13 protein-coding genes are annotated in these 16,634 nt (G+C 59.0%); 9 read left to right on the plus strand and 4 right to left on the minus strand.

Annotated elements, in window-relative coordinates:
* Window positions 1-13: 13 nt before the first annotated feature.
* Window positions 14-196, plus strand: a complete 183-nt coding sequence (locus N6L24_RS06945) for a zinc-finger domain-containing protein (protein ID WP_271843937.1) — start codon at window positions 14-16, stop codon at window positions 194-196.
* A gap of 5 nt (window positions 197-201) precedes the next feature.
* Here the strand turns inward: N6L24_RS06945 and N6L24_RS06950 are convergent, their stop codons facing one another.
* Window positions 202-861 (minus strand): histidine phosphatase family protein, encoded by a 660-nt coding sequence (locus N6L24_RS06950; protein ID WP_271843938.1) that lies wholly within the window; start codon window positions 859-861, stop codon window positions 202-204.
* 206 nt (window positions 862-1,067) lie between these two features.
* Between N6L24_RS06950 and fdhF the strand changes: the two genes are divergently transcribed.
* The gene (gene fdhF, locus N6L24_RS06955; protein ID WP_271843976.1) at window positions 1,068-3,833 is read left to right on the plus strand and encodes a formate dehydrogenase subunit alpha; all 2,766 of its coding nucleotides are present in this window, start codon (window positions 1,068-1,070) and stop codon (window positions 3,831-3,833) included.
* A gap of 24 nt (window positions 3,834-3,857) precedes the next feature.
* Here fdhF and N6L24_RS06960 read toward each other — a convergent pair whose 3' ends face one another.
* Complete coding sequence (locus tag N6L24_RS06960; RefSeq protein WP_271843939.1) at window positions 3,858-4,091, minus strand: WGR domain-containing protein; 234 nt, start codon at window positions 4,089-4,091, stop codon at window positions 3,858-3,860.
* 201 nt (window positions 4,092-4,292) lie between these two features.
* Here N6L24_RS06960 and N6L24_RS06965 point away from each other — a divergent pair, with 201 nt between their 5' ends.
* Both N6L24_RS06965 and N6L24_RS06970 read left to right on the plus strand, forming a co-directional pair.
* Complete coding sequence (locus N6L24_RS06965) at window positions 4,293-5,165, plus strand: LysR family transcriptional regulator (protein ID WP_271843940.1); 873 nt, start codon at window positions 4,293-4,295, stop codon at window positions 5,163-5,165.
* Window positions 5,166-5,274: 109 nt separating this feature from the next.
* Complete coding sequence (locus N6L24_RS06970) at window positions 5,275-7,200, plus strand: PhoX family protein (RefSeq protein ID WP_271843941.1); 1,926 nt, start codon at window positions 5,275-5,277, stop codon at window positions 7,198-7,200.
* A 268-nt stretch (window positions 7,201-7,468) separates the two neighbouring features.
* Here N6L24_RS06970 and N6L24_RS06975 read toward each other — a convergent pair whose 3' ends face one another.
* Entirely contained in the window at window positions 7,469-8,173 is a 705-nt protein-coding gene (locus N6L24_RS06975; RefSeq protein ID WP_271843942.1) for a response regulator transcription factor, read from the minus strand.
* The gene (locus N6L24_RS06980) at window positions 8,170-10,086 is read right to left on the minus strand and encodes a hybrid sensor histidine kinase/response regulator (RefSeq protein ID WP_271843943.1); all 1,917 of its coding nucleotides are present in this window, start codon (window positions 10,084-10,086) and stop codon (window positions 8,170-8,172) included. The genes N6L24_RS06975 and N6L24_RS06980 overlap by 4 nt, the downstream gene beginning before the upstream one ends.
* A gap of 177 nt (window positions 10,087-10,263) precedes the next feature.
* Here N6L24_RS06980 and N6L24_RS06985 point away from each other — a divergent pair, with 177 nt between their 5' ends.
* From N6L24_RS06985 to N6L24_RS07005, 5 genes are all read left to right on the plus strand, one after another.
* Entirely contained in the window at window positions 10,264-12,255 is a 1,992-nt protein-coding gene (locus tag N6L24_RS06985) for an AMP-binding protein (protein ID WP_271843944.1), read from the plus strand.
* Complete coding sequence (locus tag N6L24_RS06990; protein WP_271843945.1) at window positions 12,252-13,073, plus strand: ABC transporter ATP-binding protein; 822 nt, start codon at window positions 12,252-12,254, stop codon at window positions 13,071-13,073. Before N6L24_RS06985 ends, N6L24_RS06990 begins: the two co-directional genes overlap by 4 nt.
* A gap of 32 nt (window positions 13,074-13,105) precedes the next feature.
* Window positions 13,106-14,092, plus strand: a complete 987-nt coding sequence (locus tag N6L24_RS06995; RefSeq protein ID WP_271843946.1) for a branched-chain amino acid ABC transporter permease — start codon at window positions 13,106-13,108, stop codon at window positions 14,090-14,092.
* Window positions 14,093-14,147: 55 nt separating this feature from the next.
* Window positions 14,148-15,224 (plus strand): branched-chain amino acid ABC transporter permease, encoded by a 1,077-nt coding sequence (locus N6L24_RS07000; RefSeq protein ID WP_271843947.1) that lies wholly within the window; start codon window positions 14,148-14,150, stop codon window positions 15,222-15,224.
* An 88-nt stretch (window positions 15,225-15,312) separates the two neighbouring features.
* Complete coding sequence (locus N6L24_RS07005; protein WP_271843948.1) at window positions 15,313-16,596, plus strand: ABC transporter substrate-binding protein; 1,284 nt, start codon at window positions 15,313-15,315, stop codon at window positions 16,594-16,596.
* Window positions 16,597-16,634 lie beyond the last annotated feature (38 nt).

Consider the following 16,634-nt stretch of genomic DNA (forward strand, 5'->3'; position numbering starts at 1 on the left):
AGAGGGATTGCAAATGTCGATCGAAGCGCCAGAAACCAAGATCGTTGACAGCTACCGCGTGGCCTGTGACGGCGGCGAAGGTGCGCTGGGCCATCCCCGGGTCTGGCTGAGCATTCCGCATGACGAAGGCTTTGTGGAATGCGGTTATTGCGACTGCAAATTCATCCACAAGGACAAGGCCGCGCAAGCCGCCTAAACCGCTCAGATATGCGTCTGCGCATAGTGCCGTTCTGGCGTTTCCAGATGCGGCACGGCGTTGAACTGCGTCAGCATCGGGCGCTCCAGCAGCATTTGCCAGCGGTGAACAGAGCTGTTCATGATCGCCAAACAGAGCTGCGCCCAGCCATCGATCTCAAGCCGCAGCGTCTCGCGCATGACCGTGCTGATCAGCCCCCCCGAGGTGATCACCAGCGCCCGGCCTTTGCCTGCGGCAATGTCGGCGGTAACGTCGCTGACACGCGCGGCGAAATCGCCAAAGCTTTCGTCCACATTCTCAAGCGAATCGCTGGCCCAGGCCGCGAGCACCTGCGGCAGATGCGCGGCGAATTCCTCGCGGCTGGTGGGTGGGGCCAGCCCGTGCTGGGCCTGCATGGCCTGCTCAAGCGAGAAATAGGGAAACTCGTTTAGGCGCGGATCCACGGTGATCTCGCCAAAGGTGGCGGCCCCCATGCTTTCGGCGGTTTCAATATGACGCTGGAGCGTGCCGCAATAGACCCGTTGGTAATGATCGCCCGTCTGGTGCAGGTATTCGCCGAGCCAGCGCGCTTGCTGATGGCCGAGGTCTGACAATCTGTCATAGCTGGCCTCATCCCGTGCGCCGGTATTGGCCTGCCCGTGTCGAACGAATGTAAGCTGCGCCATCTTCTGCCCTCGCGTTGCGATCCTTGGATAGGGGCTTTTCAGAGCCGATGAAAGCATCAATCTGCGAGCAGAGCAGAGAAAAGCCGCCGTCTATCCGGGCGGGGCAATTGACGGGAATTCACGGCTTTGCGTCGCTATGATGACTGTCCATGCCATCGATTTCGGCTAAGGTGAGCGCAAGATGAGGAGCCCGCATGTCTGATCCCCTGCCCAACACCGTCACGTTTTTGCTGGATGGCGATGAAATTACCGTGCCCAAGGGGCAGACCATCTGGGAAGCGGCCCATGGCCGCGGCCTTGTGATCCCGCACCTCTGCCATAAACCGGCCCCGGGGTATCGCCCCGATGGCAACTGCCGGGCTTGTATGGTGGAAATCGAAGGGGAGCGCACGCTGGCCGCCTCCTGCATTCGCGAACCCAGCGACGGCATGGTTGTCACCACCGATTCTGCGCGCGCGACCTCGGCACGCAATATGGTGATCGAGATGCTGATTGCCGATCAGCCCGCCCGCGAGACGGCGCGCGACAAATCCAGCCACCTATGGGACATGGCGGATCTGAACGGCGTCAGCGAAAGCCGCTTTCCCAAGCTGGAAGAGGGGCGCATTCCGCTGCTCGACAACTCACATGTGGCGATGCAGGTCAATCTGGATGCCTGCATTTCCTGTAATCTCTGCGTGCGCGCCTGCCGCGAAGTGCAGGTCAATGATGTGATCGGCATGGCCGGGCGCGGGCATGAGGCCTATCCGACCTTTGACATTGCCGATCCGATGGGGGCCTCAACCTGCGTGGCCTGCGGCGAATGTGTTCAGGCCTGCCCCACCGGCGCGCTGATGCCCGCAACCGTGATGGATGATCAGCAAGTCGGCGACAGCGCCGATTTTGACAGTGAAACCGAAAGCGTTTGCCCCTTCTGCGGCGTGGGTTGCAAAGTCAGCCTCAAGGTCAAAGATGGCAAGGTGAAATACGTTGAGGGCATCAATGGCCCCGCCAATGAGGGGCGTCTTTGTGTCAAAGGGCGCTTTGGCTTTGACTACATCCACCATCCGCACCGCCTGACCAAGCCGCTGATCCGGCGCGCAGATGCCCCGCCCAAGGGGCTGAACGTTGATCCCGGCAATCTGGATACGCATTTCCGCGAAGCGACATGGGATGAGGCGCTGGATCTGGCCGCCAAAGGGCTGATGACGCTGCGCGATCAAGATCCAAAAGCCGTTGCCGGGTTTGGCTCGGCCAAATGCACCAACGAAGAAGCCTATCTTTTCCAGAAATTCATCCGCCAAGGGTTCAAGCATAACAACGTCGATCACTGCACCCGGCTGTGTCACGCCTCATCTGTGTCTGCGCTGATTGAAAACGTTGGTTCTGGCGCGGTGACAGCGACGTTTAACGAAATCGAAAACGCCGATGTGGCCATCGTGATCGGGGCCAATCCGATCGAAAACCATCCGGTGGCGGCCACCTATTTCAAACAGTTCACCAAGCGCGGCGGCAAGTTGATCGTGATGGATCCGCGTGGTGTCGGTCTGCGCCGCTTTGCTGATGAAATGGTGCAATTCCGTCCGGGGGCTGATGTTTCGCTGCTGAATGCGATCATGCATGTGATCGTCGAAGAAGAGCTGTACGATGCGGAATACATCGAAAAATGGACAGAAAACTGGGACGCTGAAAAGGCCCATCTGAAGCAATTCAGCCCCGAGGCCATGACCGATATCTGCGGTATCGACCCCGATCAAATCCGCCGCGTTGCGCGTACCTTTGCTGGGGCCAGGGCGGGGCTGATCTTTTGGGGGATGGGCGTCAGCCAGCATATTCACGGCACAGATAATTCGCGCTGCCTGATTTCGCTGGCGCTGATGACCGGCAATGTTGGCAAGCCCGGCGCAGGGCTGCATCCGCTGCGCGGGCAAAACAACGTGCAAGGGGCCTCAGATGCGGGGCTGATCCCGATGTTCCTGCCTGACTATCAGACCGTGACCAGCGATGATGTGCGCCGGTCCTTTACCGATGTCTGGGGCGGCGGCGATTTTTCCAATGAGCCGGGGCTGACCGTCACCGAGATTGTCGATCAGGTTTATGCGGGCAATATCAAAGGCATGTATATTCAGGGGGAAAACCCGGCCATGTCCGACCCGGATGTGGATCATGCGCGGGATGCGTTTGCCAAGCTTGAACTGATGATCGTGCAGGATATCTTCCTGACCGAAACCGCCAATTATGCCGATATTATCCTGCCTGCCTCGGCGCTGTATGAAAAGAATGGCACCGTCAGCAACACCAACCGTCAGGTGCAGCGGGTGCGCCCTGCCGTCACGCCACCGGGCGAAGCGCGCGAGGATTGGCGCATCACGGTTGACCTGGCCCGGCGCATCGGCCTGCCGTGGGACTACCCCGACGTGTCCGAAGTCTTTGCCGAAATGAAGCTCAATATGGCCAGCCTTGACAATATCACTTGGGAACGGCTTGAGACTGAAACTGTGACCTACCCATCGCTGTCGCCCACCGATCCGGGGCAGGCAATTGTGTTTGGTGATGGGTTCCCACGCGATGAAGGCCGCGCGCGCTTTACTCCGGCCAATGTGATTGCGCCAGATGAGGCCCCGGATGCCGACTATCCGATGATCATGACCACTGGCCGGCAACTCGAGCATTGGCATACAGGGTCCATGACCCGCCGCTCCAAAGTGCTGGACGCGGTGGAGCCGGAAGCCAATTGTTCGCTGCATCCCAAGACTCTACGCAAACTGGGTGTGCAGCCGGGCGACATGATCCGGCTGACTACGCGGCGCGGCAGTATCGACATTATGGCCCGCGCCGACCGCGCGGTAGCAGAGGATATGGTGTTTGTGCCCTTCGCTTATGTTGAGGCCGCCGCCAATGTGCTGACCAATCCGGCGATTGACCCCTATGGCAAGATCCCGGAATTCAAGTTCTCGGCGGTGCGTGTGGAAAAGGCAGAGGCGCTGGGCTGAGGCCCGCGCGGGCGTCTTGAAAATTCAGCTGCCGCTGCGCACAAATCCGCGTTTTAGCGCGCGCTGACGGCGGCGGTCCGCCTCCAGCGAGGCCTCGCGCAGATTGCCAAAGGTTTTGCTCAGCGCTTTGCCTTTGCGGCCCGCAATGCCCCATTCCAGAAACACAGTGATATTGTCGAAAAGATCATAGGCAATCTCGACCCGGTAAAACCTTGGCCGACGCGCAGCATTTTGGCGATAAAGCAGACATACAGCCATAAGTTGAGAGTACCATCTTTTCGGGCGCATGCAACTATCGTCGTCGGGTCTGAAAGGCAAGCGCGCGAACGGGCAGCCTGCTGACAATTTCTGCCAGCAAGCGCGCCGGATGACCACGGCACATCTTGATGTGTCATATTTTATACATAAGTTGCGCTCGTTGATCCGAGGTCATGCGGCCCAGAATTGCGGAGGGATCACATGTCAGCACATTGGGATGATCTGAAAACAGTCATGCATTTGGTGCGTGGTGGTTCGCTGGCGACGGCGGCAGATGCCCTGGGCGTCAGCTATACGACCGTGGCGCGGCGGGTGAAGCGGGCCGAAGATGACCTCGGCCTCAAACTTTTTGATCGCTTGGCAGATGGCTATCAGGCGACCGAGGCCGGGGCAGAGGTGGCGCGCAAGGCGGCCGCCATGGAAACCGAAGAATTCAATCTCATGCGCAGTTTGGCGGGCGCGGATCAGGAACTGCGTGGCCAGTTGACGATCACCGCGCCGCAGCTGGTTTGCGCGACCAGCCTGCTGCCCGTCTTCGAAGAGTTCACACAGCGATATCCGGATGTGGAATTGCACGTGCGCTCCTCCAGCGAACTGTTGGATCTGGGCCGCCGAGAGGCCGACTTGGCCATCCGTATCAGCGATGATCCGGGTGACAGCCTGACCGGGCGCCGTCTGGCGTCGCAGCAATGCGCGGTCTTTGGGGCCGCCCATTGGCTGGACAAGATCAAAGCCGGGCGCGATGATGACATCAAATGGCTGCTGCCCGAAAACGTTCCGGCGCGATTTCGCGCGCTTGTGCCGCAACTCAACCCCCAAAATATTCTGATGCGGCTGGATGATATGGCCGCGACGATCGAGGCGGCGAAAGCTGGCATGGGCGTTATGGTCATGCCGATGTTTTTGGGCCGCAGCTGCCCTGATCTGGTTGAACTTCCACTCATGGATCCGCAGCCCTTTCCCGAGATTTGGGCCGTTGCGCATCGTGATGTCTGGCGCTCGGCCCGGGTGGCGGCCTTCCGCGAGATCCTGATCCCGCATTTCAAGAAGACCGCGCATTTGTATATGGCGTAAGCCCGGCCAAGATTTACAAAACCGCAATATCGCTATTGCAGAACTGTTGAATTTCGCGCGTACCAACCGCGCCTGTCAGGGCCCATGTCGGGCCACAGCAGGAGCGGATATGTCCCAAATTGATTATGATGAACTGTCTTTTGACGATGAAGACGAACTGAAATTTCCGCGTCCCAGCACGCAGGGTTTTGACGCGGTGGTTGATCGCGCGGTGTCGCGCCGCGGGTTTTTGGGCGGCGCTCTGGCCTTTGGGTCTGGCGCGGCAGTGATGGGCACCGGCCTGCTGTCGGGCAGCGCGGCCACAGCGATGCAGGCCTCGCGCTTTGCGTTTGAACAGATTGCCCCGCAGACCGATGGCACGGTGCACGTCCCCGTCGGTTATGATTGGGATGTTCTCGTGCGCTGGGGGGATCCGCTCTTCTCGGATGCGCCGGCATTTGATGCGGCCACCGGCGTGCCCACCGAAGGCTCTGACCGCGTGTTTGGCGAAAACACCGATGGTATGGAACTGTTCCTTGTCGGCGACACAGAACTGCTGGTTGTGAATTCCGAATATGTGAATGGCAAGATCAACCTGCCCGCAGATCAAGGGGGCAAGCCGGTGTCGGCAGCCGATGTGACCCGACTGCAGAACTTCCAAGGTGTGACCGTGATGGAAGTGACCGAAACCGACGCTGGTTGGGAGGTCGTCGTCGACAGCCCTTACAACCGCCGTATCCATCACCGCACCCCGATGCAGATCGACGGTCCAGCGGCTGGGCATGACCTGCTGAAAACCAGCGCTGATCCAAGCGGCACGCAGTCGCTGGGCACGTTCAACAATTGCGGCTCCGGGCGCACCCCTTGGGGCACCTATCTGACCTGCGAAGAAAACTTCAACGGCTATTTTGGCACCACCGAAGAGCTGTCGCTGGACGATGCCACCGCCGCTGGTTTTGCCCGCTACGGGGTCAGCACCAAAGTGGATCCGGGCCGCTACAACTATCACGGTTTTGATGCGCGCTTTGATCTGTCCAAAGAACCGAACGAGCCGCATCGTGCCGGTTACATCGTTGAGATTGACCCTGCCAACCCAGATTCAACCCCGATCAAACGCACTGCTTTGGGCCGTTTCAAACATGAAAACGCCGCCTGTGTTGTCGCGCCGGATGGCCGCGTGGTGGTCTATATGGGCGATGATGAACGTGGCGAATACATGTACAAATGGGTCAGCCGCGATGTCTATACGCCGGGGGGCGACACCTCGAGTCTGCTGAGCGAAGGCCAGCTTTATGTGGCCAAGTTCAACGACGACATGACCGGCACCTGGATTGCGCTGACGCCCGAAGACACCGGCATGTCCCCTGCTGAAATCGCCATCTTCACCCGCATTGCCGCCACGCAGGTCAGCGCCACCACCATGGACCGCCCTGAATGGATCGCCGTGAACCCCACCGCCGTTGAGGCCTATTGCTGCCTGACCAACAACTCGCGCCGCGGGGCCACCAACGACGATGGATCGCTGCGCACCAATGCGGCGGGCGAGCCGATGCGCGTCAACGCGCCAAACCCGCGTGAGGTCAACCGCTATGGTCAGATCGTGCGCTGGCGTCCGCATCGTGGCGATCATGCGGCGTCGACCTTTGACTGGGATCTCTATGTGATGGCGGGCAACCCGACCGTGCATACGGATGGGCTTTATGCAGGCACCGCCAATATCAACGCGGGCAACCTGTTTAATTCCCCGGACGGAATGCAGATCGACAGCACCGGGCTGATCTGGATCCAGACCGACGGCAATGACGACAACGAAGGCGACTTCCTCGGCATGGGCAACAACCAAATGCTCGCCGGCGATCCGGTGACGGGCGAAATCCGCCGCTTCATGACCGGGCCGAACGGTTCGGAAGTGACAGGTCTGACATGGTCCGCCGACCGCCGCACCATGTTTGTCGGCATCCAGCACCCTGCCGCCCCTTTCCCAGATGGCGAAGGCGCGCTGCCACGCTCGTCCATCGTGACCATCAAGCGCAAAGACAACGCGCTGGTTGGGTGATGTGATCTTGTCTCAGGCGGCCCGCTCGCCTGAGACGCCCTGCCATGGGCATAAAAAGAAAACCCCCGTCAGCACAGGGTGCCGCGGGGGGAAAGTGGGAGTGACCTTCCCCGGAACGTTACTGAGGCAGACGAGCCGAGATTTCCGCGTTTGGAAGGAAATGAGTCAAAATCTCCGATGACTCTTAGCTACAACAGCTGGCAGGGATTGGCTAGATATAGTGGCGCAGCAGCGGGAATATCCCCTATATTGCGCAATTTTCCGCGCATCAGTGCCAAGAGACATCGCCAAGAAAGATATAGCCTGCCCCGTAAATGGTCTTGATCAGGCGGGGGTTCTTGGGGTCTTCGCCCAATTTGGTGCGCAGCCGCGAGATGCGCACATCCATCGCCCGATCAAAGCTTTCGCCAGCTGCGCCGCCCAGCGTTTCCTGCATCTGCGCGCGGCTGATCAGACGTTTAGGACTGTTGAGAAACAGCCGCAGCACCTCGCCCTCGGCATGGCTGAAAGGGGTGGTCTGACCGTCGGCGTTCTCAAGTGTGTAACTGTCGAAATTGGCGCGCCATCCGTTGAATTCGGCGATATTTGACGGGGCCGGGGCGGCGGCGCGTTCCTTGCGCAGATGCGCGCGCACCCGGGCGACCACTTCGACCGCATCAAAGGGTTTGATGATGTAATCATCTGCGCCCAGCTCCAGCCCGGTGACACGATCCTGCACTTGCGCGCGTCCCGAAATGATGATCACCACGGCGCCCTGTTCCAGCGCCAGCCGGTGCACGAGGGTCAGCCCATCGCGATCTGGCAGGCTCAGATCCACCAGGCAAACCGCCGGGGTGGTTTTGCGCAAGAAGGCTTCGAATTCGGTCGCGCGCGCAAAGCTCATGGTGCGGAACCCCGCATCGGCCAGCGCCTCGCTGAGGATTTGGCGAATCTCAGGTTCGTCATCCAGGATTGTTATGAGCGGGTCAGTCATGTTTGGTCCTCAGCCGTCAGAAACCTGCGCAGGGCCTCTGCGGTAAAAGGTTTGCGGATCACCGGCGCGATCTGCGCCCCTTTGACATAAAGCGGGTGGGTGCGCGGAAAGCTGGTCATCAGATAGGCGGGCAGGGCGCGCTGCGTCAGCGTTGTGATCAGATCCACGCCGGTGGCGTCCCCTTCGATATCGATATCGGAAAGAACCAGGGTGATCTCGGGCACCTGATCCATCAGGGCAAGCGCTTCGTCGGCGCTGGTGGCTTCGATCACCATATGGCCCTGCGCGGTCAGCATATCACGGATCACGCCGCGCAGTTCCGCGTCATCTTCGACCAGCAGGCTCAACCCCGGGCGGCGCGAGTCATGCACCGGGCGCAGCGGCAATTGCAGCGTCACGCGGGCCCCCTGATCCATATTGGCAATGCGCAGCTGCCCCCCCATAAGCTTTGTGGTGTCATAGACCATGGACAGGCCCAGGCCTGACCCATCGGTGCCCTTGGTGGTGAAAAAGGGATCAAGCGCCTTGGTCAGCGCCAGTTTTGAGAATCCCGCGCCGGTGTCATCAACCTCGATCTGGACCCAAGTGTCTTTGATCAGCGCGGCGCGCAGGGTGATCGTGCCTTTGCTGCCGCAGGCATCGCGGGCATTGAGCACGAGGTTCAGCAGGCTGTCCTGCAACATGCCGGCATCCAAAAGCAGCGGCGCAGGCGGGATCTGGTTGTCGATGACCAGGGTAATACCCTCCGGCAACGAGGGGGTGGCCAGTGTGCGCAGATCGGCAAATACGCGGGCCAGATCGGTCGCCTTGAGCTGGGGCGCACGCTGGCCGGTCATGTCAGCAATACGGTTGAGCAGGGTGCCGCCGCGGCGCGCGGCATTCAGCGTGCCGCCAATCAACTCCTGTGCAGGCGCTGGCAGGGGCATTTTCTCCAGTTTGGACTGCATGCCCAGAATGATGGTCAGCAGGTTGGAAAAATCATGCGCCAGCCCGCTGGTCATCTGCGCCGCCATCTCGCGGCGGCGTGTCTGTTGCAGCGCCACGCGCGCCTGGGTTTCGGCGGTCACGTCCATGGACAGGATGTAAACCCCGCGCTCGTCACCTTTTTCACTGTCCGGCGTGAGGGCAAGCCGAATGCGGCGCGAACTCATCGGGTCATTGAATTCAAAGACACCGGGCGCGCCCTCAAAGGCGGCATTGAGATAGGGTTCGATCTTGTCATAGGTGGCCTGTCCCAGCGTGTGGGCAATGCCATGCCCGATAATATTGCTCGGGCGACCGGGCATGATCGCGGTCAGGCGCCGGTTGGAATAGGTGTAGCGCCGGTCAGGGCCGACATGGGCGATATGCGCCGGCATCATTTCGGCCGTCAGGCGCATGCGGCGTTCACTGATCGTGACCTGACGCTTGGCCTCTTCCAGCGCCACAATGGTACTTTCAAGTTCCCGGTTCGCGCTTGAGAGTTCTTCAGCATAGCGCAGGAGCTGATCGGACAGCTCTTCGGAGCGCCCGCGCAGCAGCGCCTCTTGTCGTTTGGTGCGCGTGATGTCGGTATAGACCGCAACCCAACCGCCACCGGGCAGGGGGGTGCCTTCGACGCTGATCCAGCGGCCATCGTGTCGCTGCCGCTCCATATAGTGCGGCTCAAAGTCTTTGGCGCGCTCCACCCGTTCCTGCACCAGCGCTTCGACATCCTCGCTGTCGCCATATTCCCCGCGCGACGCGATGACGCGGATCGTGTCTTCAAACGATGCTCCGGGGGTCATCAGATGTTCCGGCAGGTCGAACATGTCGCGAAACCGCGCATTCGCGACCACCAGCCTCAGCTGGTCGTCATAGATCGAAAGGGCCTGCTGAATAAGGTTCAGCCCGGCCATCATCATCGCCTGCTGGCTGTCAGAGCGCGGTGCCATTTTGTCTCCTCCCTCTTATGGCTAGCACCGGATTGACCGTCAGGGAAAGGGACAAAACTGCGCTGTTACAATTCGTAAGGATTGGGAAATGTTCAGGAAAAAGTTGACCCGCTATCTTAACGAAACGCCTAATGCAGTTGGGAATCACAGCCGTGATTGCAATTTGCGGTTGTGGGCATGAGGGAGGAATTGGAATTGGCACAGTCGTCACAGGCGACCGATGGACTTATGTCCATCCCTGCGCTGATGCGGCGCAATGCGGAGAGGTTCGCAGGCAAAGCCGCTTATCGTGAAAAAGAATTTGGCATCTGGCAATGCTGGACGTGGTCCGAGGCCCGCGAGGAGATTGAGACCCTTGCGCTTGGGCTTCTGACGCTTGGCATCAAAGAGGGCGATTTTGTCGCCATTATCGGCCGCAACAGACCCTATCTCTATTGGTCCATGGTGGCCGCGCAGATGGTCGGCGCGGTCCCGGTGCCGGTCTATAAAGACAGCGCAGCCGAAGAAATGGCCTATGTGCTGGCCCACTGCGGCGCGCGCTTTGTCATCGCCGAAGATCAAGAGCAGGTCGATAAGGTCATCGACGTGCAAGACCAACTGCCCAATTTTGAGCATATGGTCTACCTCGACCCGCGCGGGCTGCGGAAATACGATCATACGGCTCTGCATCAGTTTCAAAAACTGCAAACCGAAGGTCGCGCCCAGCGTCTGGCGCATGAAGCCGAGTTGGAGGCGCGCACAGGCCGGCTGACCTATGACAGCACCTGCGTGATGCTTTATACGTCGGGCACCACCGGCAAGCCCAAGGGTGTGGTGCTGAGCAACCGCAACGTTATTCAGACGTCGAAAAATTCGGTCGATTTTGACAGCCTGCGTGCGGATGAAAACATCCTTGCCTATCTGCCCATGGCCTGGGTCGGCGATTTTATTTTCTCGGTTGGCCAAGCGATGTGGTGCGGTTTCTGCGTGAACTGCCCAGAAAGCGAAGACACAATGGTCACAGACCTGCGTGAAATCGGGCCAACGTATTTTTTCGCGCCACCTGCCGTGTTTGAAAGCCAGTTGACCAATGTGATGATCCGCATGGAAGATGCCGGCCGTTTCAAGCAATGGTTGTTCCGCAAATATATGGCCCACGCCAAGAAAGTGGGCGGCAAAATTCTGGATGGCCATTCCGTCGGACCGCTGGATCGCTTGAACTATGCGCTGGGCAATCTGTTCATCTATGGTCCGCTCAAAGACACATTGGGGCTGGGGCGCGTGCGCGTCGGCTATACAGCGGGCGAAGCGATCGGTCCCGAGCTGTTTGAGTTTTACCGCAGCCTCGGCATCAACCTGAAACAGCTATATGGCCAGACCGAAGCAACCGTGTTCATCACGCTGCAGCCCAATGGCGAAGTGCGTGCAGATACCGTTGGCGTGCCTGCGCCCGAAGTTGAGATCAAGATCGAAGACAGCGGCGAGATTTTCTATCGCTCTCCAGGTGTCTTTGTCGAATATCTCAACAACCCGGAGTCCACCGCCTCCACCAAAGATGCGGAGAATTGGGTTGCGACGGGTGATGCAGGTTTCTTTGAAGAGGGCAGTGGCCATCTGCGCATCATCGACCGCATCAAAGATGTCGGCAAATTGGCCGATGGACGGATGTTCGCGCCCAAGTTTGTGGAAAACAAACTGAAGTTCTATCCCGATATTCTGGAGGCTGTGGTCTTTGGCAATGGCCGGGATCGGTGTGTTGCCTTTATCAATATCGACCTCAAGGCCGTCGGCAACTGGGCTGAGCGCAACAATATCGCCTATGCCTCTTATCAGGAATTGGCCGGGCATCCGCGTGTGCTTGAAACCATCCAAGGGCATGTCGAAGAGGTCAACCGCAGCGTTGCCGAAGACCCGATGCTGTCTGGCTGTCAAATCCATCGTTTCCTTGTGCTTCACAAGGAACTGGATGCGGATGACGGCGAAATGACCCGCACCAAGAAAGTGCGCCGGGTTGTCGTCGCTGACAAGTTCAAGGATCTGGTGGATGCGCTTTATGACGGCTCCAAAACCGTCTCGACGACCACCGAAGTGACCTATGAGGACGGGCGCAAAGGCAGCATCAGCGCCACGCTTGAACTGCGCGATGTCGCCGTCCTTCCCACCCTCTCGCAACAGGTGGCCGCAGAATGAATCAGATTACACCAGACAGCTACGTCACGGCGGATGGCCGCACCATCGGCGGCACCGTGATGGAGATGAAAAACATCACCCTGCGCTTTGGCGGTGTGGTGGCGATCAAGGACATCAGCTTTGACATCCGTCAGGGCGAAATCCGCGCCATCATTGGCCCCAACGGTGCCGGCAAATCCTCAATGCTCAACGTCATCTCGGGGTTCTATAATCCGCAGGAAGGCGATGTGTTTTACAAGGGCCAGAAACGCCCCCCGATGCGCCCCTATCAAGTGGCCCGTCTTGGCATCGCGCGCACGTTCCAGAACATCGCGCTGTTTGAGGGCATGTCTGTGCTCGACAACGTGATGACCGGCCGTTTGCACCACATGAAGGCGGGCTTGTTCTCGCAGGCCCTGTGGAAAGGCCGCGCCGAGCGTGAAGAGGTTGAGAACCGGGAAGCCGTTGAAAAGATTATCGACTTCTTGGAAATCCAAAGCATTCGCAAGACCCCCGTTGGCCGGCTGCCTTATGGGTTGAAAAAGCGCGTTGAGCTTGCGCGCGCCCTGGCGGCGGAACCGTCGATCTTGCTGCTGGATGAGCCGATGGCCGGCATGAACGTCGAAGAGAAAGAGGACATGAGCCGCTTTATCCTCGACGTGAATGACGAATTTGGCACCACCATCGCCCTGATCGAACACGACATGGGCGTTGTCATGGATCTGTCCGACCGGGTGGTCGTGATGGATTACGGCAAGAAAATTGGCGACGGCACGCCAGACGAAGTGCGCAACAACCAAGACGTTATCGACGCTTATCTGGGGGTCGCCCATGACTAACCACACACGCATCAAAACCGGAGGCCAGTCCAATGCCTGAACAGTTGATCTTTGGCATGGAGGTCTTTCTGAACGGCCTCATGGCGGGTGTTCTTTACGCCCTTGTCGCGCTCGGATTTGTCCTGATCTACAAAGCATCCGGCATCTTTAACTACGCGCAGGGTGTGATGGCCTTATTCTCTGCCCTGACCTTGGTGGGGATCATGGAAGGGCAAGTGCCCTTTGGCCATCTGGTCAACGCGATCTTTGGCACGGAAATTCACGGGTTTGGCTGGCATGTGCCGGCCTTCGCGGCGATCCTTCTGACCATGGGCGTCATGATCCTGCTGGCCTGGTGCGTTCAGCGCTTTGTGTTCCGTGACTTGGTGGGCCAAGAGCCGATCATCCTTTTCATGGCCACCATCGGCCTTGCCTATTTCCTTGAGGGCGTCGGCGATCTGATGTGGGGCTCTGAGATCAAGAAACTCGACGTTGGTCTGCCCCAGGGCATCAACGCGGTCATTGATGAAACCACTTTTGAGTGGTTTGGCTACGGTTTCTTCATCGATAACCTTGATATCGTCGCAACCATAATCGCTGCGCTTTTGGTGGCGGCACTGGTTGTCTTTGCCCAATACACCAAACAGGGCCGGGCCATGCGCGCTGTGGCAGATGATCACCAAGCCGCGCTGTCGGTCGGAATCTCACTCAGCTTTGTGTGGGTCATGGTGTGGTCGGTCGCAGGCTTTGTGGCGCTGGTTGCCGGCATCATGTGGGGCACCAAATCGGGCGTGCAATTCTCGCTCAGCTTGATCGCGCTCAAGGCACTGCCGGTGCTGATGCTGGGGGGCTTTACCTCGATCCCGGGCGCGATTGTCGGCGGTCTGATCATTGGCGTGGGCGAGAAACTCTTTGAATTCGCAGTCGGCCCTCTGGTGGGCGGCGCGACCGAGAACTGGTTCGCCTATGTGCTCGCGCTGGTCTTCCTGGTGTTCCGCCCGCAGGGCCTCTTTGGGGAGAAGATCATTGAGCGCGTTTGACCTGACCCCGCCCCAACCCGAGCTGAAACAGACACGAATGCAGGAGTTTTGAGCCATGTTCTATCGTGAAGCGGGCGATTTCAAAACGTCCTATAAAGACGACAACCAAACCTTTCCGATCAAGTTTGATCGCTACCGTTACTACGCTGTTTTGTTTGTGGCTTTTGCCTTGGTGCCGTTCATCGTGAATGACTACTGGGTCAACGCCATGCTGCTGCCGTTCCTGATCTATTCGATCGCGGCCATCGGCCTGAACATTCTGACCGGCTATTGCGGACAGGTGTCGCTGGGCACCGGCGGTTTCATGGCGGTGGGGGCCTATGCCTGCTACAAGTTCATGACCGCTTTCCCCGAGATCAGCATCATCGTGCATGTCATCCTCTCAGGCGGGGTGACGGCGGCGGTCTGCATTCTCTTTGGCCTGCCCTCGCTGCGCATCAAAGGGTTTTACCTGGCGGTGGCCACGCTGGCGGCGCAGTTTTTTCTGGTCTGGCTTTTTAACCGGGTACCTTGGTTCTACAACTACTCGGCCTCCGGTCAGATCAACGCGCCAGAGCGCACTGTTCTGGATATTGCCGTCACCGGCCCGAATACCGATGCCTGGGCGAAATACATGTTCTGCCTGGTCTTCCTGACTTTCTGCGCGCTGATCGCCCGTAACCTGACACGCGGCACCATTGGCCGCACCTGGATGGCCATTCGCGACATGGATATTGCGGCGGAAATCATCGGGGTGAACCCGCTGAAGGCCAAGATCTCGGCCTTTGGGGTCTCGGGCTTTTTCGTTGGCATCGCAGGCGCGCTGCTGTTCGCAGTTTATCTGGGCGCGGCCGAGGCAGGCGACAGCTTTGGCATCACCAAAAGCTTCCTTGTGCTCTTCATGATCATCATCGGTGGTCTGGGCTCGATCTTTGGCAGCTTTGCAGGGGCGGCCTTCCTCGTGCTGCTTCCTGTGCTGCTCAAGAACGTGCTGGTCGGCATGCTGGGCTGGCCCACCGATCTGGCGGCGCATCTGGAATTCATCATCGTGGGCGGCTTGATCATCCTGTTCTTGATCCTTGAACCCCACGGGCTCGCGCAGCTTTGGCGCGTGGCCAAGGAAAAACTGCGGCTCTGGCCCTTCCCGCATTAAGGCGGGGCCAGACCACCCCAGAAATACAGGGCGCTCGAAAGCTCTGAACACCTCGAAATCGGACATTCTATTAGGGAGGAGAACCCCGATGAAAATGAAACTTGCAAGCCTTGCACTTGGCGCAACAGTTGCAGCGGCCCCAGCCATGGCAGACCTTGTGTTCCCATCGCTGAGCTACCGCACCGGCCCCTTTGCGGCAGGCGGCATTCCGTTTGCTGATGGCTATGCGGATTATTTCACGCTGCTCAATGAACGCGACGGTGGCATCGGCGGCGAAATCGCACAGGTGCCAGAGTGCGAAACCGCTTATAACACCGAAAAAGGCGTGGAATGTTACGAGGCGACCAAAGATTCTGGCGCGCTGATCTATCAACCGCTGTCCACCGGCATCACCTATCAGCTGATCCCCAAAGTCACCGCAGACAACATCCCCATGCACACCATGGGCTATGGGCGCACCTCGGCGAAAAACGGCAAGGTCTTTAGCCACGTCTTTAACTATCCGGCCAACTATTGGGATGGGGCCTCTGCCGGGGTGAACCATTTCCTTGAGCAGTCCGGCGGCTCTCTGGACGGCAAGAAAATCACGCTGTTGCACTTTAACGGGGCCTATGGGCGCGAACCGATCCCAACACTGGAAGCCTTGGCCGAAAAGCACGGGTTTGAGTTTAACGCCATCCCGATTGACTACCCGGGCCAAGAGCAAAAATCCCAGTGGCTGCAAATCCGCCGCGAACGTCCGGATTATATCCTGTTCTGGGGCTGGGGCGTGATGAACCAGGTGGCCATTCAGGAAGCGGCCAACATCCGCTTTAACATGGAAAATTTCATGGGCATCTGGTGGTCCGGTTCCGAGAACGACGTGAAGCCTGCGGGCATGGGCGCGGATGGCTATAAATCGGTGCAATTCCACAACGTAGGCTCTGATTTCCCAGTGTTTGACGACATCCAGAAATATGTCGTCGACGCGGGCAAAGCCGCCGGTGCGGGCGATCAGGTGGGCACGGTTCTTTATAACCGCGGCGTTTACGCGGCCTTCCTTGCAGCCGAAGCGGCGAAACAGGCGCAGGAAGCCAATGGCACCTCTGCGATCGATTCCGGCATGATGCGGGATGCGATGGAAAGCCTGACCATCACCGCTGAAACCATGGAAGCGGCGGGTCTGCCGAATTTCGGCCCGGAATTCAGCGTGAGCTGCATGAACCATGGCGGTGACGGCATGGCAGCGATTGCACAGTGGGATGCCGAGGCACAGGCATGGACGCTGATTTCCGAATTCGCGCCTTCCGACGCTTCGGTGATCGATCCGCTGATCAACGCCGATTCTGCGGCCTATGCCTCTGAGAACAACATCTCAGAAGGCTGCAGCTAAGCCGGATTGGCCTGGCCGGTCGTCTGGCCGGGCCCCTT

This window comes from Cognatishimia sp. SS12, from assembly GCF_028369055.1.
Classification (GTDB): domain Bacteria; phylum Pseudomonadota; class Alphaproteobacteria; order Rhodobacterales; family Rhodobacteraceae; genus Cognatishimia.